Annotated in this window: 18 protein-coding genes; 5 read left to right on the forward strand and 13 right to left on the reverse strand. The window is 64.0% G+C overall.

Features of this window, described 5'->3' with window-relative positions; translation table 11 throughout:
* Positions 1 to 135: 135 nt before the first annotated feature.
* The gene (locus BWQ92_RS06190) at positions 136 to 615 is read right to left on the reverse strand and encodes a Dps family protein (RefSeq protein ID WP_076798760.1); all 480 of its coding nucleotides are present in this window, start codon (positions 613 to 615) and stop codon (positions 136 to 138) included.
* A 245-nt stretch (positions 616 to 860) separates the two neighbouring features.
* On the opposite strand from BWQ92_RS06190, the gene BWQ92_RS06195 reads away from it, so the two are divergent.
* Genes BWQ92_RS06195 through BWQ92_RS06205 form a run of 3 tightly spaced genes read left to right on the forward strand, consistent with a single transcriptional unit; the run spans position 861 to position 4,504 of the window.
* A complete protein-coding gene (locus BWQ92_RS06195) occupies positions 861 to 1,907 on the forward strand; it encodes a nitrilase-related carbon-nitrogen hydrolase (RefSeq protein WP_076798761.1) in 1,047 nt (348 codons plus the stop codon).
* 11 nt (positions 1,908 to 1,918) lie between these two features.
* On the forward strand, positions 1,919 to 2,929 hold the full coding sequence (locus BWQ92_RS06200; protein ID WP_172804345.1) for an agmatine deiminase family protein: 1,011 nt from the start codon (positions 1,919 to 1,921) through the stop codon (positions 2,927 to 2,929).
* 12 nt (positions 2,930 to 2,941) lie between these two features.
* Entirely contained in the window at positions 2,942 to 4,504 is a 1,563-nt protein-coding gene (locus tag BWQ92_RS06205; protein ID WP_076798763.1) for an APC family permease, read from the forward strand.
* Between the two features lie 97 nt (positions 4,505 to 4,601).
* On the opposite strand, the gene BWQ92_RS06210 is transcribed toward BWQ92_RS06205, so the two are convergent.
* Both BWQ92_RS06210 and BWQ92_RS06215 read right to left on the reverse strand, forming a co-directional pair.
* A complete protein-coding gene (locus tag BWQ92_RS06210; RefSeq protein ID WP_076798764.1) occupies positions 4,602 to 5,150 on the reverse strand; it encodes an AMIN-like domain-containing (lipo)protein in 549 nt (182 codons plus the stop codon).
* A gap of 313 nt (positions 5,151 to 5,463) precedes the next feature.
* Complete coding sequence (locus BWQ92_RS06215) at positions 5,464 to 5,766, reverse strand: DUF4193 domain-containing protein (protein WP_076798765.1); 303 nt, start codon at positions 5,764 to 5,766, stop codon at positions 5,464 to 5,466.
* 255 nt (positions 5,767 to 6,021) lie between these two features.
* On the opposite strand from BWQ92_RS06215, the gene BWQ92_RS06220 reads away from it, so the two are divergent.
* Positions 6,022 to 6,369 (forward strand): hypothetical protein, encoded by a 348-nt coding sequence (locus BWQ92_RS06220; protein ID WP_076798766.1) that lies wholly within the window; start codon positions 6,022 to 6,024, stop codon positions 6,367 to 6,369.
* A 302-nt stretch (positions 6,370 to 6,671) separates the two neighbouring features.
* Here BWQ92_RS06220 and BWQ92_RS06225 read toward each other — a convergent pair whose 3' ends face one another.
* From BWQ92_RS06225 to BWQ92_RS06270, 10 genes are all read right to left on the reverse strand, one after another.
* Complete coding sequence (locus BWQ92_RS06225; RefSeq protein ID WP_076798767.1) at positions 6,672 to 7,796, reverse strand: YkvI family membrane protein; 1,125 nt, start codon at positions 7,794 to 7,796, stop codon at positions 6,672 to 6,674.
* 174 nt (positions 7,797 to 7,970) lie between these two features.
* Positions 7,971 to 9,350, reverse strand: coding sequence for an MFS transporter (locus tag BWQ92_RS06230; RefSeq protein WP_076798768.1), 1,380 nt, complete (start codon positions 9,348 to 9,350; stop codon positions 7,971 to 7,973).
* Positions 9,351 to 9,383: 33 nt separating this feature from the next.
* Positions 9,384 to 10,016, reverse strand: coding sequence for a GntR family transcriptional regulator (locus tag BWQ92_RS06235; RefSeq protein ID WP_076798769.1), 633 nt, complete (start codon positions 10,014 to 10,016; stop codon positions 9,384 to 9,386).
* Positions 10,017 to 10,149: 133 nt separating this feature from the next.
* On the reverse strand, positions 10,150 to 11,487 hold the full coding sequence (locus tag BWQ92_RS06240) for an MFS transporter (RefSeq protein ID WP_076798770.1): 1,338 nt from the start codon (positions 11,485 to 11,487) through the stop codon (positions 10,150 to 10,152).
* Between the two features lie 13 nt (positions 11,488 to 11,500).
* Entirely contained in the window at positions 11,501 to 12,988 is a 1,488-nt protein-coding gene (locus tag BWQ92_RS06245; RefSeq protein WP_076798771.1) for an aldehyde dehydrogenase family protein, read from the reverse strand.
* 4 nt (positions 12,989 to 12,992) lie between these two features.
* Complete coding sequence (gene dapA / locus BWQ92_RS06250) at positions 12,993 to 13,886, reverse strand: 4-hydroxy-tetrahydrodipicolinate synthase (RefSeq protein WP_076798772.1); 894 nt, start codon at positions 13,884 to 13,886, stop codon at positions 12,993 to 12,995.
* Positions 13,887 to 13,951: 65 nt separating this feature from the next.
* Positions 13,952 to 15,337, reverse strand: a complete 1,386-nt coding sequence (locus tag BWQ92_RS06255; RefSeq protein ID WP_076798773.1) for a protoporphyrinogen/coproporphyrinogen oxidase — start codon at positions 15,335 to 15,337, stop codon at positions 13,952 to 13,954.
* Between the two features lie 418 nt (positions 15,338 to 15,755).
* On the reverse strand, positions 15,756 to 17,093 hold the full coding sequence (locus tag BWQ92_RS06260) for an MFS transporter (protein ID WP_076798774.1): 1,338 nt from the start codon (positions 17,091 to 17,093) through the stop codon (positions 15,756 to 15,758).
* Between the two features lie 332 nt (positions 17,094 to 17,425).
* Entirely contained in the window at positions 17,426 to 18,826 is a 1,401-nt protein-coding gene (locus BWQ92_RS06265; protein WP_076798775.1) for an amino acid permease, read from the reverse strand.
* A 186-nt stretch (positions 18,827 to 19,012) separates the two neighbouring features.
* Entirely contained in the window at positions 19,013 to 19,930 is a 918-nt protein-coding gene (locus tag BWQ92_RS06270) for a LysR family transcriptional regulator (RefSeq protein WP_076798776.1), read from the reverse strand.
* Between the two features lie 95 nt (positions 19,931 to 20,025).
* Between BWQ92_RS06270 and BWQ92_RS06275 the strand changes: the two genes are divergently transcribed.
* Positions 20,026 to 21,231: an NAD(P)/FAD-dependent oxidoreductase gene (locus BWQ92_RS06275; protein ID WP_076803543.1), complete on the forward strand. Its 1,206-nt coding sequence runs from the start codon at positions 20,026 to 20,028 to the stop codon at positions 21,229 to 21,231.
* The last annotated feature ends 49 nt before the right edge of the window (positions 21,232 to 21,280 follow it).

Consider the following 21,280-nt stretch of genomic DNA (forward strand, 5'->3'; position numbering starts at 1 on the left):
GGGCACCGCGAGAAGTAGTCGGGACGCGCGAAGTAACGGGCACAAAGAAGTAGCAGACACAGAATCGGGCGGCCCCGGTGGAATCCCTCCAGGGCCGCCCATGACAACCGGCGCGGGCAATAACTGCCCGCGCGGCTACTTGCTGTCAGGCTGCGTGACGCTGGCCGTCGCCTTCATGTTCTCGGCGGCGGTCATCCACGCGAACTGCTCGAGCTTTTCGATGAAGGTGTGCAGCAGGTCTGCGGTGGTGGGGTCTTCCTCATCCACCTCGTCATGGACCTTGCGCATGGTGCCCACGGCCGCTTCCAGCGCGGCCACAATGCGGTCGATCGCATCCTTGGTGTTGATGAGCCCCTCCGGGAACTGGGGAAGGTTCGTCGACTTGGCCACGGTGGTGCTGCGTCCGTCCGGCAGGGCATGCAGGGCGCGCATCCGTTCGGCCATGTCGTCGGCAAAGAGCCGGGCGGCGGTGACAATTTCGTCCAGCTGGAGGTGCAGATCCCGGAAGTTGGTTCCAACGATGTTCCAGTGCGCCTGCTTGCCCTGGATGTGCAGTTCGATCAGGTCCGTCAGGACGGCCTGCATGTTGTTGGTCAGTGTCGGTGAAGCCTTCATGAATCCTCCTCGAATGGTCCAGTGCTTTCGACGCTACCGCAGGCGCTCCAGAACGGGGAGCAGCGGAGTGCGAATTTCACAATCAGCTTACTTACTAATTTTCCGGGCACCAACTTCCGGTCGCGAGCGGGCAGGGTCATAAATGATCGGCATTCAAATAACCCTTGCCACGCCACGGCCGCACGTGCATACTAAATGAACGTCATTCATTTAGTGACGGTCGTCTCACTGGAGTAATCATCATCATGATCGAAATAAACTGCCCCAACGCTCCTGCTTCGCTCGCCCGGACAGCGCCGTCCGGACGTCCTTCCTTGAGGGTGGGCGTCGTACAGCACCGCTGGCACAGCAGCGCCGCCGCACTCCGTGCAGAGCTCAACGACGGCATCGACCGTGCCGCCCGGCTGGGTGCCACCGTGGTGTTCCTGCCCGAGCTCACCCTCTCCCGCTACCCCGCCGACCAGGTTCCGGAGAACGACCTGGCGCTGCAGGGGCAGCACCGCCCCCGCCCCTCCGACGCCGCCGAGGACCTGCTGACGGGCCCCACCTTCCGCTTCGCGGCCGAGGCCGCCCGCCGGAACGGCATCAGTGTGCACGCCTCGCTCTACCAGCGGGCCGCCAACCCGGACGGCTCCGACGACGGGCTGGGCCTGAACACCTCCATCCTGGTCTCGCCGTCCGGCGAACTCCTGGCCCGCACCCACAAGCTGCACATCCCGGTGACCGCCGGATACTACGAGGACAAGTTCTTCCGCCAGGGTCCTGCCGCGGAGGATGCCTACCAGGTTCATGCCCCGGCTGAACTCGGCGGTGCCCGGCTGGGCATGCCCACCTGCTGGGACGAGTGGTTCCCCGAGCTGGCGCGCATGTACTCCCTCGGCGGCGCCGAACTGCTCGTCTACCCGACGGCGATCGGTTCCGAGCCGCTGTTCCCGGACTTTGACACCCAGCCGCTCTGGCAGCAGGTCATCGTGGGCAACGGCATCGCCAACGGCCTGTTCATGGTGGTCCCGAACCGCTGGGGCCAGGAGGGCAGCCTGAACTTCTATGGCTCCTCCTTCATCTCGGATCCCTACGGCCGCGTCCTGGTCCAGGCACCCCGGAACGAGTCGGCGGTCCTCGTGGCCGACCTCGACCTCGACCAGCGCAAGGACTGGCTGACGCTCTTCCCGTTCCTCACCACCCGCCGCCCGGACACCTATGCCCGGCTCACCGAGCCGGTCCGCTCCGGGGAGCCGTTCGGCACGCCTAATGCCCCGGCCGAGCTCGCCGAGGCCGGAGTGCAGGCGTGAGCACGTGGCGCATGCCGGCTGAAACGGCCCGCCAGGAGCGGCTCTGGATGGCCTTCCCCACCGCGGGCTACACGCTCGGGGACACCGCGGAGGCGGCACATGCCGCCCGTTCCGTCTGGGCCGCCGTCGCGAACGCCGCCGTCGAGTTTGAACTGGTCACCATGGTGGTGGACCCGTCCGACGTCGGCACCGCCGCCCGCTACCTCTCCCCTGCCGTCGAGGTGCTGACGGCGGAACTCAACGACGCGTGGATGCGCGACATCGGCCCCACGTTTGTCCTGGACGGAAACGGGTCCGTGGGTGCCGTGGACTGGGTCTTCAACGGCTGGGGCGCACAGGACTGGGCGAGGTGGGACAAGGACTCACTGGTCGCCGCCGAGGTGGCCGGCCGGTCGGGCGCCCGGCACCTGGTCTCCGAGCTGGTCAACGAGGGCGGCGGAATCCAGGTGGACGGCGAAGGAACCGTGCTGGTCACCGAAACGGTGCAGCTGGATCCGGGCCGCAATCCCGGACTCGGCAAGGCCGACGTCGAGGCTGAACTGGCCAGGACCATCGGCGCCACCAAGGTGATCTGGCTGCCGCGCGGACTCACCCGGGATTCCCAGCGGTTCGGAACGCGCGGGCATGTGGACATCGTGGCCGCCATCCCGTCCCCGGGCAACCTGCTGGTCCATTCCCAGCAGAATCCTGCCCACCCGGACTATGAGGTGAGCCGCGGGATCATCAGCTTCCTGTCCTCCACGACCGACGCCGCCGGCCGGGAATGGAACATCATCGAAGTCCCGGCGCCCGTTGCCCTGACGGACCCGGAGGGCTTCGTGGACTACAGCTACATCAACCACGTTGTGGTCAACGGCGGAGTCATCGCCTGCACGTTCTCCGACCCCAACGACGAAAAGGCGCTCCGTATCCTCGCGGACGCCTATCCCGGACGCAAAGTTGTGGGCATCGATGCCCGCGAACTTTTCGCCCGCGGCGGGGGGATCCACTGCATCACCCAGCAGCAGCCCGCTGCCATCTAGAAAGGGCCACTCATGAGCCAAACCACGCGTGAAAGCATCCAGCCCGGCGGGAAGAGCGCTTCCCCGGCCGGCGACGCAGCACACGGCATCACCCGGAAGGGCCTGAAGGGCGGGCAGCTGGGCCTGCTCGCCGTCGTCGTCCTGGGCATTTCCACGATCGCTCCGGCCTACACGCTGACCAGCGCGCTCGGTCCCACGGTCAACGAGGCGGGACTCCAGCTTCCGGTGATCTTCCTCATCGGCTTCATTCCCATGATCCTCGTATCGCTCGCCTACCGGGAGCTGAACGCTGACTCCCCGGACAGCGGCACCACCTTCACGTGGGTGACCAAGGCCTTCGGACCGTGGGTTGGCTGGATGGGAGGCTGGGGCCTGCTGGCCGCCAACATCATTGTGCTGTCCAACCTCGCCGGGGTGGCGGTGGACTTCTTCTACCTGTTCCTGGCACAGCTGACCGGGTCGCCGGAACTGGCGGACCTTGCCGCCAACAAGCCGCTGAACGTGCTGACATGCTTTGTGTTCGTGGCCCTGGCTGTCTGGGTCAGCTACCGCGGCCTGCACACCACCAAGCTTGTCCAGTACGGGCTGGTGGGCTTCCAGCTGCTCGTGCTGGGCCTCTTCGTGGCCATGGCGTTCGCCAACTGGTCCACGTCCTCCACCGCCATCCCGTTCAGCTGGGACTGGTTCGACGTGAGCAAGATCGAGACGTTCGGCCAGATCGCCGCGGGCATCTCACTGTCCATCTTCGTCTACTGGGGCTGGGACGTGTGCCTGACCGTCAACGAGGAAACGGCCAACGGGAAGAAGACCGCCGGCCTCGCCGGCACCCTGACCGCCGTCGTCGTCCTGGGCATCTACCTGCTGGTGACCATCGCCACCATGATGTTCGCCGGCGTGGGCGATACGGGGATCGGCCTGAACAACGAGGAAAACCACGCGAACGTCTTCACCGCCCTGGCCTCGCCCATCATGGGCCCGTTCGCCATCCTGATGTCCCTGGCGGTCCTGTCCAGTTCGGCGGCATCGCTGCAGTCGACGTTCACCTCGCCCTCGCGCAGCCTGCTCGCGATGGCCCACTACGGAGCCCTGCCCCGGCCGTTCAGCCACATGAGCAAGAAGTTTTCGACGCCGGGCTTCGCCACGATCGCGGCCGGCGTGCTGTCCGCCGGGTTCTACGCCGTGATGCATGTGGTGAGCGAGAACGTCCTGAACGACACCATCCTCGCCCTGGGCCTGATGATCTGCTTCTACTACGGACTGACCGCCTTTGCCTGCGCCTGGTACTTCCGCGGCAGCGTCTTCAGCAACGCCCGCAACTTCGTGCTGCGGCTGCTGTGCCCGCTGCTGGGCGGCATTGGCCTGACGGTGGTCTTCCTGCAGACCGCCATCGACAGCTGGGCGCCTGAGTTCGGCAGCGGTTCGGAGATCTTCGGCGTGGGGCTCGTGTTCGTGCTCGGAGTGGGGATCCTCGCCTTGGGAATCGTCTTCATGCTGGTGATGGCACGGCTGCAGCCCGGCTACTTCCGCGGAGACACCATCCGCAGGGACACCCCGGCGCTGGTGGTTCCCGAGTAGCAGCCTGCTTCATCCTGCAACAGCGGCGGTGCCCCGCCTCCCGGACCAAACAGGTCCCGGGAGGCGGGGCACCGCTGTTTTGATGGGCGCGGGCACCTCACCAGTAGTGCGCAACGTCGACGACGAGCCGTGAGCCCGAGCCGGGACCGTCCAGCGTGAACACCCTGAACGGCAGCCGGGCGCGGACGCCCAGGCCAAGGGCGGTATAGCCCTCAAAGCTGCCGGCCCAGGCCACCTGCCGGAACGTGTGGTAACCGGACACGTTGGTCACCTCGGACCGGTTGGCCGGGATGAACGTGGCCTTGCCGGTGGCGTTGTCATAGGCCGGCGAGTTGATGGTGAGCTGCAGGAAGGCGCCGCCGCGGAGCTTGACTGGCAGGCCGGACCCTTCCTGGGCAACCTGGGAAACGTAGCGGATGTTGTAGCCTTTGGCCTTGCCCCTGAGATCGATCACCAGGCGCTCGAAGCAACGGTGCTGGCCAGTGCGGACATTAGTGACGGCTGCCGTGCTCAGGGTCTGGTCTGCCTTCGCCAGCGAGCCCCACACCTGCCCGCAGTAGGAGGCTGCCGAGGCAGAGCCCGGAGCCAACAGGCCCAGTCCAACAGCCAGCAGAATGACTGTGAACCAGGCGGGGATTTTTTTCATTTGGCCACCCCTTTCGAGTGAGCGATTGGATAGCTCCAGCGTAGGAGCGCCAAAAGCCCTAAACGAGGGATGTGGCCGGTTCGGGGCGCAACCGTTAATCTTGCAAAAAGCGGGTCACGGGGACGTAATCGCCGGGGTCTTTTTGAGGGCGTCGAGAGTCGTTTGTGGCCCTTTCTCCATGCTTCCGTTACCGCTCATAACGGGCCCTTTGCGGCCATATTGCGGGTGTGAGGAAAGCAGGACGCAAAATGCGAGGCGCCGGCCTCCCAAATGGGAGCCGGCGCCTCGCATGGCCATGCACAGTCGGGCTGTCTTAGCCTTCGCAGTCGTGGCAGTACTTCATGCCGTTCTTTTCCTTCGCCACCTGGGACCGGTGACGGACCAGGAAGCAGGAGCCGCAGGTGAATTCGTCGGACTGCTCGGGAACGACGATAACCGTCAGTTCCTCGTTGGAAAGATCGGCGCCCGGAAGGTCGATGCCCTCGGCGGTGTCATTCTCGTCGACGTCGATAACGGCGGTCTGGGCACCGCCGCCGCGGGACGCCTGGAGGGCCTCCAAAGATTCGGAGGGAGACTCTTCTTCTGTCTTGCGTGGGGCGTCGTAATCGGTAGCCATAGCGTTGTTCACTTTCGTTGCTGCACAGCGCCATTCAGGCACCTCAGTGAAGCAGTTTAGGTCATAAAGCAGCAACGTCAAGAATAGTGTGGCCAAAGCGACACTAATGGGTCTTTTCCGCCTGTTTCGGGGGCTTGCCGGGGGCTCCGGGCAGTTAAGTTTCAGGGCACTAACGCATCCGGGCGACCACTGGCGGGCCGCCGTCGTCGGTCTTAGCCTTGAGCTGTTCCTGGATCTGACCGCCGGAGGCACCACATGGCTACGAAACTGAACCGCAAGGCACTGGAGCATGCACGCAGCCTCGTAAAGAAAGGGAAAGTGGAACGGGATATCCGTGACGACTGGAGCGAGCATACTCCCTCAACGGATGAGGAGAACTCGTTTGTCGACAAGCACGGCTTCGACGAATTCTCGAAGTGGCACCTGGGCATCGACAGCGAGAAATCGGAAGGCACCAAGGGCAGCGTGAGCTTTCCCTTCGGGGATTTCAAGAAGGTCCACCGCTGCGCCATTATTTCCCTGGAGAGCCGGGCGGCGCAGTACGACCATGACGACATCAGCAAGGCCGCCAAGGACCTGCTGGAGGAGATCGACGCCGATTAACGGCTCACTGCCTGGCTCCCTGCCGGGTCTGCTTTGGCCAGCCGCCATGTCACGCTTTGTCCATGCAGGCCGGGCATTAGGGAGCCTTGCCACAAGTAACGGGCTGTGCCTCCTTGCTGGCCTTCAGGGATCCACCAACCTGTGTGCGGGCAGTGGACCCCGGTGGCAACGGCGCGTCGCGCCGGGCGTAGAGCGTTCATTGCCTCGATGCTTTTCATGTCCATCTCCTTTGATGGTTTTGAGGAGTCAACGGTGGTGGGGCGCCCGCTTGCGTTGGCGCCCCACCACTGTTCCTGACGCTGTTAGAAGGCGCGGCGCAGTACCACTCTGCTTCCTGTCTTGACGAGCATCAGCAAGAGCAGCAGGATGCCGACGTAGCCGTTGATCACGTAGACAACGTTGACCATCTGTGAGAACGGGACGACCAGGCCCACAACGGTTCCGGCCGCTGCGAGGGCGAGGGTCAGGTACTTGAAGCCCGGCTTCTCGTCGGAATAGAAGCGTGAGGATACGGTCCAGAGCAGCGGGACGGCGGTTGTGTAGATGCCGGCAAGGATCATGACGGAAATCCCGGCGGCCAGCAGCGGGCTTACGTCGTTAGCCAGCACGAGCATGGGAATTTCGGTGCCGTTCACGCGTGCGATGTGGGCGAGCAGCCCCAACCCGACGATGATGCACGCCACCGAGAAGACAACTGAACCCACCAAACCGCCAGTGGCAGCTTCTTTGCGGCTGCGTGCCGTCTTGCCCAGTGCGGTGAGGAATGCAGCCAACCAGAGCATGCAGAAACCCACATAGGACAGCCCGGACATGAACCAGTTCGTTGAGGCTTGGGTCAGCTCCAGCCCGGGCAGCAGCGCGTTCCCCTCGGCGATGCCGCCTGGATTCCGGACAATGCCCAGGACGCCGAGCGCGATGGCGATGACGGCGATGAGCGGGCCAATCTTGCCGATCACGTCCACCAGGTTCTTCAACCCGAACCACACGGTGAGCCCGACGACCACTGCAAGTCCGATGCCGCCAACAAACTTTGACAATCCGTAATGCTCCTCGAAAACGGCGCCGGCACCCGCAACCATGACGGCAAAGCTCAGGAACACGAAGAGGATGGAGAAGTAGTCAAAGAAGGTGCCCAGGTACTTGCCGCAGTAATAGTGAAAGATTCGTGAGGGCTTATCGAAGCTTTTCGCCTGGCCTACCACGAAGAACTCAATGACGACGTACGTCATCAGGGCGAGAACCAGCAGGCCGGTCCCGAACACGCCCCAATACCCGTACGACGTGAAGTACTGGAGGATTTCCTGGCCGGTAGCGAAGCCCGAACCGATGAGGAAGGCGACAATGGCGCCGGCGTACGTAAGGATCCGAGGAATGCTCGTCTTTTGTTGAGTCTCTACGCGCGCCTGGGTTAAGCCAACTTGTGTCATCTACGGGTTCCTCCCGACAGTGGCACGGCCTCATTGCCGTGTCAACAGCTGATATATCAGAACACTAGGAACGGTATGCCACGTGCTGTGATGCAGTCAACATTTTTGGCGGACGGGCCAGAATGTGAAGCAGGCCTCATCACCGCGGTGCTCCATGTGCCTGGCAAGGCACGCTCAGGCGGCTCCGGAAGCGGGTCGAAGTTCGGATGTGCTCTCCCCGCTGGAGTGCATCAGAGGGGCACCTTTGGTTTCTACGGCAAGGAAGAAAGACAGCAGGAGTCCCGCCACGGTCATCAATGCAGCAACCAGCATGGTTGCGCCGATTCCCCAGGCTTCCAGTGCCAGGGGCAGACCGAAGGTGCCAAGAGCAGCCCCGATGCGGCTGGCCGCGGTACTGATTCCCACCGCGCTGGCCCTAACGCTGGTCGGAAAGAGCTCACAGGGGTAGGCCCACTCCAAAATGCCCGGACCACCGGAGAACAAGGCATAGGCGCAGAAACACGCGATGATGACGCCTGCGGGAGCCCATGGAATGATGCCCAGAACTAACAGCGGAACTGACATCAGAGCGAAGCCCCAAATGATGAGCGGGCGCCGGCCCCAGGTGTCGACCAGGCCAAGGGCGGCAAGACAGCCGGCCAGGAACCCCAAATTGATCACCGCGGAGCCGAGGGTCGAGTGGCTGCCTTGGGCTAAACCGAGGGCGGAGAGGATCGTGGGACCGAATGTGTAGATGGCAAAGAGCGGGCCCGCCTGCAGGGCGTAAAAGCCACTGCAGAAAATTAGCCTCCGAAAGTATCTGGGTTGCAGCAGGATGCGCAGTCCCTGTCCGTTTGCGGCCTCGTCTTGCCTTCCCGTGGTATCAATCACCAGGAGCCCGATACCGGGCTGGTCTGCGAGCGCAGCACGGACGGCGCTCTTCGCCTCCTTGGGCCTGCCCTTGTGGAGGAGCCACCGTGCGGATTCAGGCATGCCGAGCCTGAGCGTCAGGACGATGACCCCGAGTACGGCTGAGGAAACGAGCATCCAGCGCCATGACGCCGCACCAAGAATTTCGAACATGGAGTAGCCCACCAGCGACGCGAAGGCAGCACCGATGAACCACCCCGCCTGGAGAAGGCCAAGCGCCCGGCCGCGGCGCCGGCGCGGAAGCCATTCAGCCAGCAGGGCATTGACAATTGGATAGTTGGCGCCGATCGCTATGCCCAGGATGAATCTCGCGGCGATGAGCTGGACTGCATCCTGGACAAAAAACTGCAGCAGGGAGCCTGCCACGAGGACCCAGAGGTCGATGGTGTACATCAACTGACGCCCGATCCTGTCCGCTACCGGCCCGAAGACGAGGGCTCCCAGGAAGATGCCCAGCAGCGCCGAGGCACCAATGAGGCTGGTCTCCAGGGGGCTGGCCCCGAAGTCAGCCGAGATACCGGACATGGCAATTGCGATGATGCCGAGGATGTAGCCGGCCAAAACGGGTCCGCCCAGGCAGGCGGCAACCAGCCGTTTGTGGAACCGTAAGAAGCGTGCTTCATCGATGGCGGCATGGATGTCCATGGAACTCCTTGGGAACGTGACGCTGGATGCCGGCTAGCGGAGCCCGGCCAGGTAGTTGTCGAAGGCACGGACATGCTGATCCATCAGGCTGCGGCTTTGCTCGCTGTCATTTGCCTCGATCCGTTCCAGGATTTCGGCCAGTTCCAGGGTCCGTTCGACGACAGGCGGCTGGCGTTCCAGGAGCAGTGACCAGAGCCGGATGGACAGGTGGGCGTATCGTGTGAGCGTGTCCTCAAGGTGCCGGTTCATGCTCAGGCCATAGATGAGTTTATGCACCGCAAGGTGGAGCCGCATGAGTTCGCTCTGTTCGAGGGAGCGCGTTCTTAGCGACCGCAGGAGTTCCAGATGCTGGTCAAGGGTCTCTGCGTGTCCCGGGTGGTAATGCTCAGCCGCGAGTCCGGCCGCTACTGGTTCGAGGGCATGGCGGATCAGGGAAACCTGGCGGAAGTCACTGGGATCGACGGGGGCGGCGAAAGCCCCTTTGCGCATCTTTGTCACCACGAGGCGGTCGTTTTCGAGTTTGCCCAGGGCCTCGCGGATCGGCGTGCGGCCCATCTGCATGTCCTTGGACAACTGCGATTCGTTGATTGCCTCATTGGGGCGGATATCGAGGGTGATGATTCTGTCGGCAATGACCCTGTAGGCAAGGCTGGCCAGAGATTCGATGACGCAAGCACTCCGTTCCGTATCGGCTTACGCATCAATGTACGTGGTCACACAGGGCAACGCTAAGCCTGCCCCGGAGTGGTTCCGGGGCAGGCTTAGCGTTGGCAAAGTTCCTCTCAGCTGGCGCGCCTTATCAGTGCGCGTATCCGGCGGCTGCCTCAGTGAGCGATTTACCCTTGGTCTCCGGGGCGAGCCACTGGGAAAGAGCGGCTCCGACGAAGGCGACACCGGCGGCCATCAGCATGGTGGGGCCGGGGCCCAGGTTCTCCATCGAGATGGGCAGTAGGAAGGTGCCGATGCCGGCCCCTACCCGGCTGACGGCGGCCGCGAAACCGGTTCCGATCCCCCGGATCTCCGTCGGCAGGACCTCGCCCGGATAGACGTTCGTCAGCGTGTTGTAGCCGGCGTTGAAGAACGAGAAGACCAGGAAGAGGATCAGCACGATGATGGCGGGCGCACCGGCCCACAATCCGATGACCGCCAGGACGACGGCGCACAGCCACTGCGGGGGAACGGTCAGCGCGCGCCGTCCGATCTTTTCGATCAGCAGGAACGTGACCACGACCCCGGCCAGCGCGACGGCTGAAAGCCCGACGCCGCCGGCAAGCCCGCCAGCCAGACCGTACTGGTTCAGGACGCTGTCGGCGAACGTGGCGATCGCGAAATAGGGTGTCACGGCGCAGAACCAGAAACCCGAGATGAACAGCGTGGAGCGCCAGTACTCCTTTGAGAACAACATCCCGAAGCTGCCCTTACGGACATCCTCGTGCTGAAGATCGTCGAGCGCGTCGTCGGGCATGTACCGTGCGGCGAGGGCGCGGGCCTCGTCCTTGCGGCCCACACTCCACAGCCAGCGCGGTGACTCAGGCATGCCGAGCCGGGCGAGGAAGATGGCAACAGCGATGAACGTGCTGGTACCCAGGATGAAGTTCCAGCTCAGATCCGTGTATTCATTGAGCAAATGACCGGTCAGGAACGCGATCATGAAGCCGCCGTACCAGGCGATCCCCATGGCGGCCATCAGCCGGCCGCGCAGATGGGTGGGCGAGAACTCAGCCATCAGGGGCCAGCCCACCGCATACTCCGTGCCGATCGCGATGCCCATCAGCAGCCGCACCACGACCAGCCACACCGGAGAGTCAATGAAGAACTGCATCCCCGATGCGATAGCGAACAGCCCGATGTCGAACATGAAAATCGGCTTGCGGCCAAACTTGTCGGAGGCCCAGCCGCCAATAGGTGAGCCGATCAGGATGCCCACAAGGGCTGCCGCCGCGATCAGGCCCTGCCAGACGGCGGTGAGTTGCAGGTCCTCCGCCATGGTCCCTGACACCGGTCCGATGATGCCAAGGACGTAGCCGTCCAGGACCATGCCGCCGATCAGGACGGTGACCATCCTGATCAGGAAGCGGCGCTTGCTGGCCGCCGAGGTATCGGTGCGATGATCGGCCGGGTTCTTCGTGGATGACATGGTCACTCCTGGCTTAGCCTCGGTTGTACATGACGTGTTTGGTGCGGGAGAAGTCGTCCAGGGCGTAGCTGGAGAGGTCGCGGCCGTAGCCGGATCCCTTGAATCCGCCCCAGGGCATTTCGGTGGCGATGACAAGGTGTGAGTTGACCCAGACCGTGCCGAAGTCCAGCTTCCGCGGAACTGTCAGCGAGCGGGCGGAGTCCTTGGTCCACACCGAGGCTGCCAGGCCGTAGATGGTTTCGTTGGCGCGGGTGACGGCTTCCTCGTCGGTGCTGAACGTTTCCACGGACACAACGGGGCCGAAGATCTCGTTGCTGGTGATCGGGGCCTGCGCGGGGACGTTGGTGACCACGGTGGGCTCGATGAAGTAGCCCCGGCCCTCGATGGCCCGTCCGCCGACGGCGATGGTCAGGCCGTCCTTGCGGATGTCGTCGAGTGCGGCGAGGACCCGCTCGTAGTGGGCTTTGGAGATCATGGAGCCGATTTCGGCGTCCGCTGCGCCGGGGGTGCCGACAGTGATTTCGCTGATTTCCCGGACGAGCAGCTCGGTGAACTTGTCTGCCACCGATTCATGGACCAGGACACGGCACGCCGCGCCGCATTCCTGCCCGCCGTTCCAGAACCCGGCACTGCGGACGCCCTTCGCGGCGGCCTCGAGGTCGGCGTCGGCAAAGACGACGACGGGTGCCTTGCCGCCCAGCTCAAGATGCACCCGCTTGACCGAACCGGCAGCTGCGGCGGCCACCTTCTGGCCGCTGCCCACGCTGCCCGTGATGGCGACGAGGTCGACGTCGGGGTGCTCGGAGAGGCGATTGCCCACCACGCGGCCGGGGCCGGTGACGATGTTCAGGACGCCTGCGGGGACTTCGCCGGCGATGAGTTCGGCCAGTTTGAGGGTGGTCAGCGGCGTCTGTTCGGAGGGCTTGAGGACCAGCGTGTTGCCTGCCCCGAGGACCGGGGCGATCTTCCATGCGGCCATCAGCAGCGGGTAGTTCCACGGCGTGATGACACCGACGACGCCGACCGGCTCACGGTGGATCACCGAGGTGTGGTTTTCGGCGTAGTCGTCGGCGCCGAGGGTGCTGTAGGCACGGGCCGCGCCGGCGGAGAACCGGAAGGTGTCGATGGCGCTGGAGATGTCGTCTTCCGCCACCGCCGGGGGTTTGCCGGTGTTGGCGGCTTCAAGGGTTTCGAACAGCTCCCGGTTGGCCTCGATGATGTCCGCGATCTTCAGCAGGACAGCGGCGCGGTCCCGGGGCGTCGTTGCCGCCCAGGCGTCCTTGGCTGCTACGGCGGCTGCTACGGCGGCGTCCACGTCCTCCGCGGTGCCGGCCGGGACCTGCGTCAGGACTTCCTCCGTGGCCGGGTTGACGATGTCCACCGTCGAGGTGGACGTGGAGGGGACGAACTTCCCGCCGATGAACTGGCCGAAGGCGGGAAGGGAAGGCGCCGGCGTCGCGTCCGCCCGGATGACGGTGAACAGTGCAGTTTCTGTCGTCATGGTCTTAACCCACGTTCTGGTAGAGGGCGGACACGGCCTGCTGGACCCGTGCGAGGTCGTCGGCGTTCAGGTCTGCCGTGGGCTGGCGCGGGGAGCCGGCCGGAAGCCCCTGCAGGGTAAGGCCCGCCTTGACGGCCGGGATGAACGGCACGGAGAGGAGGGCGTCGATGACCGGGTAGAGCTTCTTCCACAGCTCCAGGGCGCCGGTGAGATCGCCTTCGGAGATCAGGCGGCTGACGGCGACGATTTCGTCGGGGACAACGTTGGCCGTGCCGGCCATGACGCCGGCCGCGCCTTCGACCAGGGCGCTGTACAGGTAGACGTCCCAGCCGATGAAGGTGCCGATGACGTCCGAGTGGTGGTGGATCAGCTGCAGTGCCTGTTCCCAGTTCGCGCTGGAGTCCTTGATGTACTTGATGTTGTCCACTTCTTCGGCCAGGGCGCGGACCGTGGCCGGGTCCAGGTTGACGCCTGTGACGGCCGGGATGTTGTAGAGCATGACCGGGATGGTGACGGACCGGGCGACGTCCTTGATGTACGTGACGGTCTCCTCCAGGGAGAGCGGTTCGTAGTAGGGGGTGATGAGCATCAGCACGTCCGCGCCGGCCTTCTCGGCGGCCTGCGACAGGCGGATGGCCTCGGCCGTGGAGGTGGCTCCGGTCTGGGCGATGACGGGGACGCGCCCCTTGGCCTGCTCGATGACGGTGTTGATCAGGAGCAGCCGCTCCTCCGAGGACAGGGCACCGACCTCGCCCGTGGAGCCGGCAGCGACGACGCCGTCCACGCCGGCGTCGATGGAGCGGTCAACGATGCGGCGCAGGGTCTCGACGTCGATGGCGCCGTCCTGGGCGAAGGGGGTGGAGAGTGCGGTCAGGACACCGCGAAGGTCGTTGGACATGGAATGGTTCCTCTTCTTAAGTACGGGGGGTGGAAAACGATGGTTGATTCAGGTGCCTGTTGGGTTCAGGCGACGACCGAGAGGCCGGAATGGGGCGGGGCCTGGCGGTGAGTGGCCAGCAGGCTCGCGGCCTCCTGTGCTGCCGAGAAGCCGGTGGTGATGGAGCTTTCGGTGTACAGGGTTCCGAGGTAGTCGCCGGCCAGGAAGACGCGGTCGGTGCCGCGCATGAGCGTGGACTGCAGCTTCGCCCGGCCGGGGAAGCAGTAGGGGGAAGCAACCTTCCAGCGGTCCGTCTTGGCCTCGACGACGCTGTCGGCGAACCCGTGGCCGAGGACCTGGTCGAGGTCGGTGAGGTGGGTCTTGATGACTTCCTCGTCGCTCTTGTCCAGCAGGGCCTTTCCGAGGCTGGCCGGCGAGAACGTCATGAAGCTGCCGCCGGGCTTGCGCACGGACTCGGTGCCGCGGACGATGCTCGCCTGGTTCAGCGCGATCGCGAACGAGCGCTTCGGCGCCGCGATGGCGTAAATGTCGTCCCAGGGACGGGCCGAGGTCTCGTTGGTCAGGAAGGCAGTGCTGACGTGCGGGCCGTACTTGATCTGGCCGAGCGCCCCGCGCAGCTCCTCCGGAAGGTCCACGCCGACCCGGTGCGTCACGTCGGCGGTGGTCGCGAGGACGACGGTGCGGGCTTCCACTTCGTGGTCCACGCCGCCCTGGGTGTAACGGACGACGACGGACTCCTTCTTGTGCACGACCTCCTGCACGGCGGCACCGAGCTGGATGCGGTCGCCGAGGGAGGCGGCGATGGATTCGGTCAGGGTGGAGGGGCCACCGACAATGCCCTGGCTGAGCCCCTGGCCGATGCCCAGGACCAGGCTGAAGTAGCCGATGCCTGCGCCGGCGGAAATCTCGTTCATGTCGCCGGCCGAGCGGGTGACCGTGGTCTTGAACAGTGCTGCTGCATCCTCGGAGAGGTTCCCGATGAAGTCCTGGAAGGAGCTCTGGTTCTCGAAATCGTAGATGCGCTGCTGCCGCATTGCGCCGGACTCCCCTGCGCGCTTCCGGACAACGCCGGTGTACTTGGCGACGCCGCTGACAACCTTCATGCCGGCCCGCAGCGTGTCGATGCGCGACGACAGCGACATCGGAATGCGGAACGGGTACGTGGCGATGTGCCCCTTGCGGATGAACTTCCCGTTCATGGACAGTGCCTGCAGCGAACCCGGGATGTTGACGGCGGTCACGCCGACCTCGTTGAGCAGTGCATCGGTGGAGGATCCGGCGCCGGCGAAGACGTGTCCTCCCCAGTTCAGCCAGTAGGCACCGCGGCGCTCCGAGCGGATCCGGCCGCCGACGCGGTTCTCGGACTCCAGGACCACGGTGTCCCAGTGCCGCAGGCGCCATGCTGCCGACAGGCCGGCGAGTCCAGCACCGACGATGACTACATCTTTCATGATTTTGAACCTTCTTACTCAGGGGAACCAGGAGCCGGCCGCCTGGGCGGGAGCATCTGGTGTGGAACGTGTGTGGCAACGGACTCCTGGGCGCTTCTTCGTTGACAGCGCGGGCGGGCTTCACCGGGTTTCCGTAACCGTTGTGTGGTCCAGGAGCGGGGGTGTGCGCCTAGTCACAAATTAAAGATACATCATTGTATGATTAATGCAATAGCTTTCTTGAAGTCTTGCCGAAGTGCTACGGGAGAACCCCCTGCACCCCGGAGTTGGGCAGCCAATGCCCAACGGGCAGGTCTGCTGAGCTGCCAACAACGACGCCGGCCGGTCACCTCACAAGGTGACCGGCCGGCGTCGTACTCTCCCTGGTTCTTCCGGGGTTTTGTTCAAATGCCGGCTCCAGGCCGGGTGATGGCCGCTGCTAATGCGTGTACCCGGCAGCGCATTCAGTGAGGGATTTCCCTTTCGTCTCGGGTGCGAGCCACTGGGAAAGCGCGGCGCCGGCCAGGGCGACGACGGCGGCGATCAGCATGGTGGGGCCGGTACCCAAGGTCTCCATCGAGATCGGCATCAGGAAGATGCCGATGCCCGCCCCGATTCGGCTGAAGGCGGCCGCGAATCCTGTGCCGAGTCCCCGGATTTCGGTCGGAAGGACCTCGCTGGGGTAGACGCCCGTCAGCGCGTTGTACATCGCGTTGAAGAACGAGAACACCAGGAACAGGATGAGCACAACCATGGCGGGAGCGCCGGCCCACAGGCCGATGACTGCCAAAACGACGGCGCACAGCCACTGCGGCGGGACGGTCAGTACGCGGCGGCCGGCCTTGTCGATCAGGAAGAACGTGAGCACGACCCCGGCCAGGGCGAGGGCCGAGAGACCAACCCCGCCAGCGAGGCCGCCGGCGAGACCGTACTGCTTCAGCACACTGTCGGCGAAGGTGGCAATCGCGAAGTACGGTGTCACGGCGCAGAACCAGAAGCCCGAGATGAAGAGCGTGGACCGCCAGTACTGCCTGGAGAACAGCATTCCGAAGCTGCCCTTGCGGACATCCTCGTGCTGGACATCGTCAAGCGCATCGTCCGGCATGTATTTGTAGGCGAGGGCGCGGGCCTCGTCCTTCCGGCCCACGCTCCAAAGCCAACGGGGAGATTCCGGCAGGCCGATCCGGGCCAGGAACAGTGCCACCGCAAGGAAGGTGCTCGTACCCAGGATGACGTGCCAACTCACGTCGGTGTATTCACTGAGCAGATAGCCGATCAGGAACGCGATCATGAAGCCGCCATACCAGGCGATCTGCATTGCGCCCAGCAGCCGTCCCCGCAAATGCGTGGGCGCGAACTCACCCATCAGGGGCCAGCCAACGGCATACTCCGCGCCGATTGCGATGCCCATCAGCAGCCGGACCACGATGAGCCACACGGGCGAATCGATGAAAAACTGCATGCCCGAAGCGACCGCGAACAGGGCGATGTCGAACATGAAGATCGACCTCCTGCCCCACTTGTCGGCCGCCCAGCCGCCGAGCGGCGAGCCGATCAGAATGCCGGCCAGTGCGGCCGCGGCGATCAGGCCCTCCCAGGCCGCCGTGAGCTGCAGGTCCTCGGCCATCGTTCCCGTCACGGGCCCGAGGATGCCCAGGACGTAGCCGTCCAAGAACATCCCGCCGACCAGGACAGTGACCATTCGGACGAGGAAGCGCCGCTTGCTTGCGGCTGAGGCCACGCCACGGTGCGTAGCCGGGTTCTTCATGGATGACATGGGACGGTCACTCCTGGAAGGGGGATGGACGGGGGCGGTTTTCGCCTTGTTCGCGACACTGGGAAGCGAGCGTTCACGCAGTGTGAAGGGGTTCAGAAGGAGGGGCGTGTGGTTCAGGTCACAAATCAAAGATACATCATTGTATGATTAATGCAATAGATTTTCTCCTTGTCCTCACGGCATCAGAGTTCCTCTACGTCAGCACTCCAGGACGCTCATTCTCCTCCCAACTCCCGTGACACGGCAGACCCGTCGACGGGAACCGTCGACGGGTCTGCCGGTTTGCCTGCCGGCATGAACCGGTGTTTACGAGCGTCCTTAGGAACCGGCTGCTACTCCGCTGCAACCAGGGCGGAGCTGGGCGCCTCGGCATGAACACGCTGAGCAATGGTGACGGAGCCGCCGCGCCTCCGCACGACGAGGTACACGCCCAGCACCAGCACCCATGAGAGGCAGCTGAGCGTCAGCGAGATTTGAGTACCCGGGCTGACGGCCATTTGAACAAGGACGGCGGCGATCGCGGCGGCTGTGAGGACGGACAGCCCCGGGAAGAGCCACATCTTCACTTTCAGTTCGCCTTCCTTCGCGCGCCGACGCAGAACGATCTGTGAGAGTGCTATCAGCAGGTAGACGAAGAGAATGATGGCGCCGGAGGAATTGAGCAGGAAGAGGAATACGCCGTCGGGGGAAATCGCTGCCGCGAGCACGCACAGGAATCCGACCACCGAGGAAGCCAGGATCGCGACCACCGGCACTCCGCGCCGGCTGACCCGGGTCAATGCAACGGGCGCCTCGCGCCGGGCAGCCAGGACAAAAAGCATTCTGGACGAGGTGTAAAGGCCGGAATTCAGGCAGGAAAGCACCGCCGTGAGCACCACGGCATTCATGAGGGTGTCGGCAAACGGAATTCCCATGACCGTGAACGCGGTAACGAACGGCGAAGCGCCCAGATCCGTCGAGTTCCAGGGGACGATAACGGCAAGGAGGAACAGGGAGCCCACGTAGAAGATGGAAATCCGCACCACCACCGACTTCATGGCTTTGGTGACTGAGCGTGCGGGGTCCCTTGTTTCGGCCGCGGCGATGGTTGCGACTTCCGCCCCAACCATGGAGAAGATCACGACGACGATGGCCGAGAAGATCGCCTCGGGGCCATGCGGAAGGAACCCGTCGTGGACAACGAGATTGCTGAAATCCATCGTCCGCTCCGGCCAGACCCCGAGGACGAAGGCGCCGCCGAGGACCAGGAACACGACGATGGCCGCCACTTTAATGCCGGCAAACCAGAATTCGAATTCGCCGAAGGAGGACACGGAGAACAGGTTCGTGCAGGTCATCAGCACCATCAGGCCAAGTGAGAGCAGCCACAGCGGGGCATCTATCCAGTAGGAGATGACCTTGGCCCCGGCAACCGCCTCGAAGCCGACGACGATGACCCAGAAGTACCAGTACAACCAGCCCACCGAGAATCCGGCCCATCCCCCGAGTGCCCTGCGAGCGTAGTCGGCAAAGGAGCCGGTTGAAGGGTTGGACGTCGCCATTTCGCCGAGCATGCGCATTACCAGGATCATGAGCACGCCTGTGATGGCGTAGCTAAGAAATGCTCCGGGCCCGGCGTCGTTGATCACCACACCTGAGCCGACGAAGAGGCCGGCCCCGATGACCCCGCCGATGGCAATCATGCTGAGCTGGCGCGGCTTGAGGTTCCCGTGCAATTGACGTTCAGAATTCATGGGCTTTTTATCTCTCGGTCTTAGTGTGTCCGGCCTGTGTTCGGACTGCATCCATCGAGTGGTGGCGCTTCAACGACTATGGATGAGCCGGACTGTGGCCGGAAGCACTTCAGGCCGAGGGATCGTGGCCCTGACCCAAGCGACTCTTTCGCTGGCGGGCCTGCCTGGAATCTCTGACGAAAGCCTTCAGCCCAACTTGGGCGGCTGGCTGAAGGCGTGGACCAAGGCGTCGCGGACGGCGCGCACGCTATCCCGCTCCAGCGCCGAGGACCGCACGATGGCCACGATGCTGCGGGTCGATTTCCCCGGCAACACGGCTGTTGGCGCGGCTGTTGGCCGGAGACCCATCATGAGCGGCGTGGCCAGGGTGACACCGATTCCCGATTCGGCGAGGGCGATCGAGACGGCGGTGTCGGTGACGAGGTGCTGGACGTTAGGTTCGATGCCTGACCTGGCGCAGGCGAACCTGCAGGCCCGGCCGAAGTAGGTGTCCACCGGCGGAAGTATCCAGTCACAGTCGTTGGCATACTCCATCAGCAACCGGTCGTCGTGGACAAGTTCGTGCGCTGCGGGAGGCAGGACCATCAGGAACGGCTCCCGGTGCAGGACCTGGGACACAACACCGCGCAGGGGAGGCTGGGGTGCGTCCTCGTAGTTCAATCCCAAAGCGATGTCGATCCGCGATTCCTGAATGGCCTGGGGCATGGTTTCGACGTCGACTTCGACTGCCTGCACTGCCACGTTGGGTGACGTCTCACGCAGGCGGCCGATTGCGGGCTGCATGGCCGACACCGCAGCTGAGCCGAAGACACCAACAGACACGACGGCGCGCTGTCCCGCTTGGGGACCGCTGAGCGCTGCAGCAGCCTGGCGTTCGTCTTCGATGAGCACCGCGGCATGGTGGAGAAGCGTCTTTCCGGCGTCTGTCAGGGCGACTCTGCGCCCGTCCCGCGCAAACAGAGGCCTGGGAACACTGCCCTGCAGGGATGCCATCTGCTGTGACACGGCACCGGCGGTAAAGCCCAGCGCTTCCGCCGCCGCCGTCATGGTTCCCAGTTCGGCCACCACTTTGAATGTCTTCAACTGCTCGAAGGTCCACTTCATATAGCAAATCTATACGTTATGTCGAAAAATCATCGATAGACCTAAATACCCTTGGCCCTCCAAGCTTGTTCCAAGACAGGCTTTTGGAGGAAAACATGCAGACCAAGCACGTGGACAACGTCGTCCCGCTGGCCAAGTCACCTGCTGCTCCGCTTCCGGCGGAGGCAGACGTGGTGATCCTGGGCGGCGGGATTATGGGGACCAGCATCGCCTTTCATCTGGCGGAGGCTGGTGTCCGCAACATCGTTCTTATCGAACGCAATTCACTGGGTTCCGGTTCGTCGGCCAAACCGTTGGGAGGAGTGCGTGCAACGTTCTCCGACCCGGGAAACATACGCCTCGGGCAGCGGAGCCTGGAGGCCTACGAGCGCTTCAGCGAAAAGTTCCGGGCCGACATCGGGCTTCGCCAGGTGGGCTATCTCTTCCTCTGCCGCACGCAGGCAGAATTGTTCGAGGTGGAGGAAAGCACCCACATCCAGAACTCCTTGGGTGGTTCCAGCCGTATGGTTTCGCCGGCGGAAGCCCAGCGGATCAACCCCTTCCTTGATCCGAACGCCTTGCTCGGGGCCTCCTACTCCCCCCGGGACGGATTTGCAGAACCGTCCAAGGTGGTCCGCGCCTATGCGGAGGCAGCCAGGGAGCTGGGTGTAACGGTGTGCGAGGACACGGAGGTACTGGATATCGACGCCGGCCACGGTGCGGTGCGGGAAGTGCACACCAACCGCGGACCGATCCGCACAGGAACGGTGATCTGCGCTGCCGGGGCCTGGTCAACCCGGCTGGGCGCCATGGCCGGCGTCCATTTACCGATTCAACCGGTCAGGCGCCAGATCGGAATGACGCCGCAGCGAACGTCTCCGTTCCCGACCGTCCCGTTCACCCTGGATCTGTCCACCACGCTGTACTTCCACAACTACCTCAACGGAATGCTGCTGGGCATCTCCAACCAGGACCAGGAACCGGGGTTCTGCCGCGAATTCGATTATCAGTGGCTTCCCGCTTTCAACCGGGCGGCGGAAGCAGTGGCCCCTTCGCTGGCCAACCAGGAGTTGGAGGTCGGCTGGGCGGGACTGTACGAGAACACGCCCGACCACAACGCCATGATCGGTTCCTCCGACCGTGTCGAGGGATTCATGTACGCCACCGGGTTCTCCGGGCACGGATTCCTGCAGGGTCCGGCCGTCGGGGAGCTCGTCAGGGACATGTATCTCGGCAGGGAATCCTTCATGGATCCGGAACAGTTCAGCGCTGCCCGCTTCGCAGGCGAGCTGTCCCGCGTCAAGGAAGTACACATCATCTAGCTCCGGCCTCCGGCCGCTGCTTACCCGCAAGCAATCATCAGGCTTGAAA

The organism is Arthrobacter sp. QXT-31, assembly GCF_001969265.1.
Classification (GTDB): Bacteria; Actinomycetota; Actinomycetes; order Actinomycetales; family Micrococcaceae; genus Arthrobacter.

Bases quoted from the DNA above. Each gene is read 5' to 3' on its own strand.
- BWQ92_RS06190 (WP_076798760.1), bottom strand. From the start codon at position 615: ATGAAGGCTTCACCGACACTGACCAACAACATGCAGGCCGTCCTGACG.
- BWQ92_RS06195 (WP_076798761.1), top strand. From the start codon at position 861: ATGATCGAAATAAACTGCCCCAACGCTCCTGCTTCGCTCGCCCGGACA.
- BWQ92_RS06200 (WP_172804345.1), top strand. From the start codon at position 1,919: ATGCCGGCTGAAACGGCCCGCCAGGAGCGGCTCTGGATGGCCTTCCCC.
- BWQ92_RS06205 (WP_076798763.1), top strand. From the start codon at position 2,942: ATGAGCCAAACCACGCGTGAAAGCATCCAGCCCGGCGGGAAGAGCGCT.
- BWQ92_RS06210 (WP_076798764.1), bottom strand. From the start codon at position 5,150: ATGAAAAAAATCCCCGCCTGGTTCACAGTCATTCTGCTGGCTGTTGGA.
- BWQ92_RS06215 (WP_076798765.1), bottom strand. From the start codon at position 5,766: ATGGCTACCGATTACGACGCCCCACGCAAGACAGAAGAAGAGTCTCCC.
- BWQ92_RS06220 (WP_076798766.1), top strand. From the start codon at position 6,022: ATGGCTACGAAACTGAACCGCAAGGCACTGGAGCATGCACGCAGCCTC.
- BWQ92_RS06225 (WP_076798767.1), bottom strand. From the start codon at position 7,796: ATGACACAAGTTGGCTTAACCCAGGCGCGCGTAGAGACTCAACAAAAG.
- BWQ92_RS06230 (WP_076798768.1), bottom strand. From the start codon at position 9,350: ATGGACATCCATGCCGCCATCGATGAAGCACGCTTCTTACGGTTCCAC.
- BWQ92_RS06240 (WP_076798770.1), bottom strand. From the start codon at position 11,487: ATGTCATCCACGAAGAACCCGGCCGATCATCGCACCGATACCTCGGCG.
- BWQ92_RS06245 (WP_076798771.1), bottom strand. From the start codon at position 12,988: ATGACGACAGAAACTGCACTGTTCACCGTCATCCGGGCGGACGCGACG.
- dapA (WP_076798772.1), bottom strand. From the start codon at position 13,886: ATGTCCAACGACCTTCGCGGTGTCCTGACCGCACTCTCCACCCCCTTC.
- BWQ92_RS06255 (WP_076798773.1), bottom strand. From the start codon at position 15,337: ATGAAAGATGTAGTCATCGTCGGTGCTGGACTCGCCGGCCTGTCGGCA.
- BWQ92_RS06260 (WP_076798774.1), bottom strand. From the start codon at position 17,093: ATGTCATCCATGAAGAACCCGGCTACGCACCGTGGCGTGGCCTCAGCC.
- BWQ92_RS06265 (WP_076798775.1), bottom strand. From the start codon at position 18,826: ATGAATTCTGAACGTCAATTGCACGGGAACCTCAAGCCGCGCCAGCTC.
- BWQ92_RS06270 (WP_076798776.1), bottom strand. From the start codon at position 19,930: ATGAAGTGGACCTTCGAGCAGTTGAAGACATTCAAAGTGGTGGCCGAA.
- BWQ92_RS06275 (WP_076803543.1), top strand. From the start codon at position 20,026: ATGCAGACCAAGCACGTGGACAACGTCGTCCCGCTGGCCAAGTCACCT.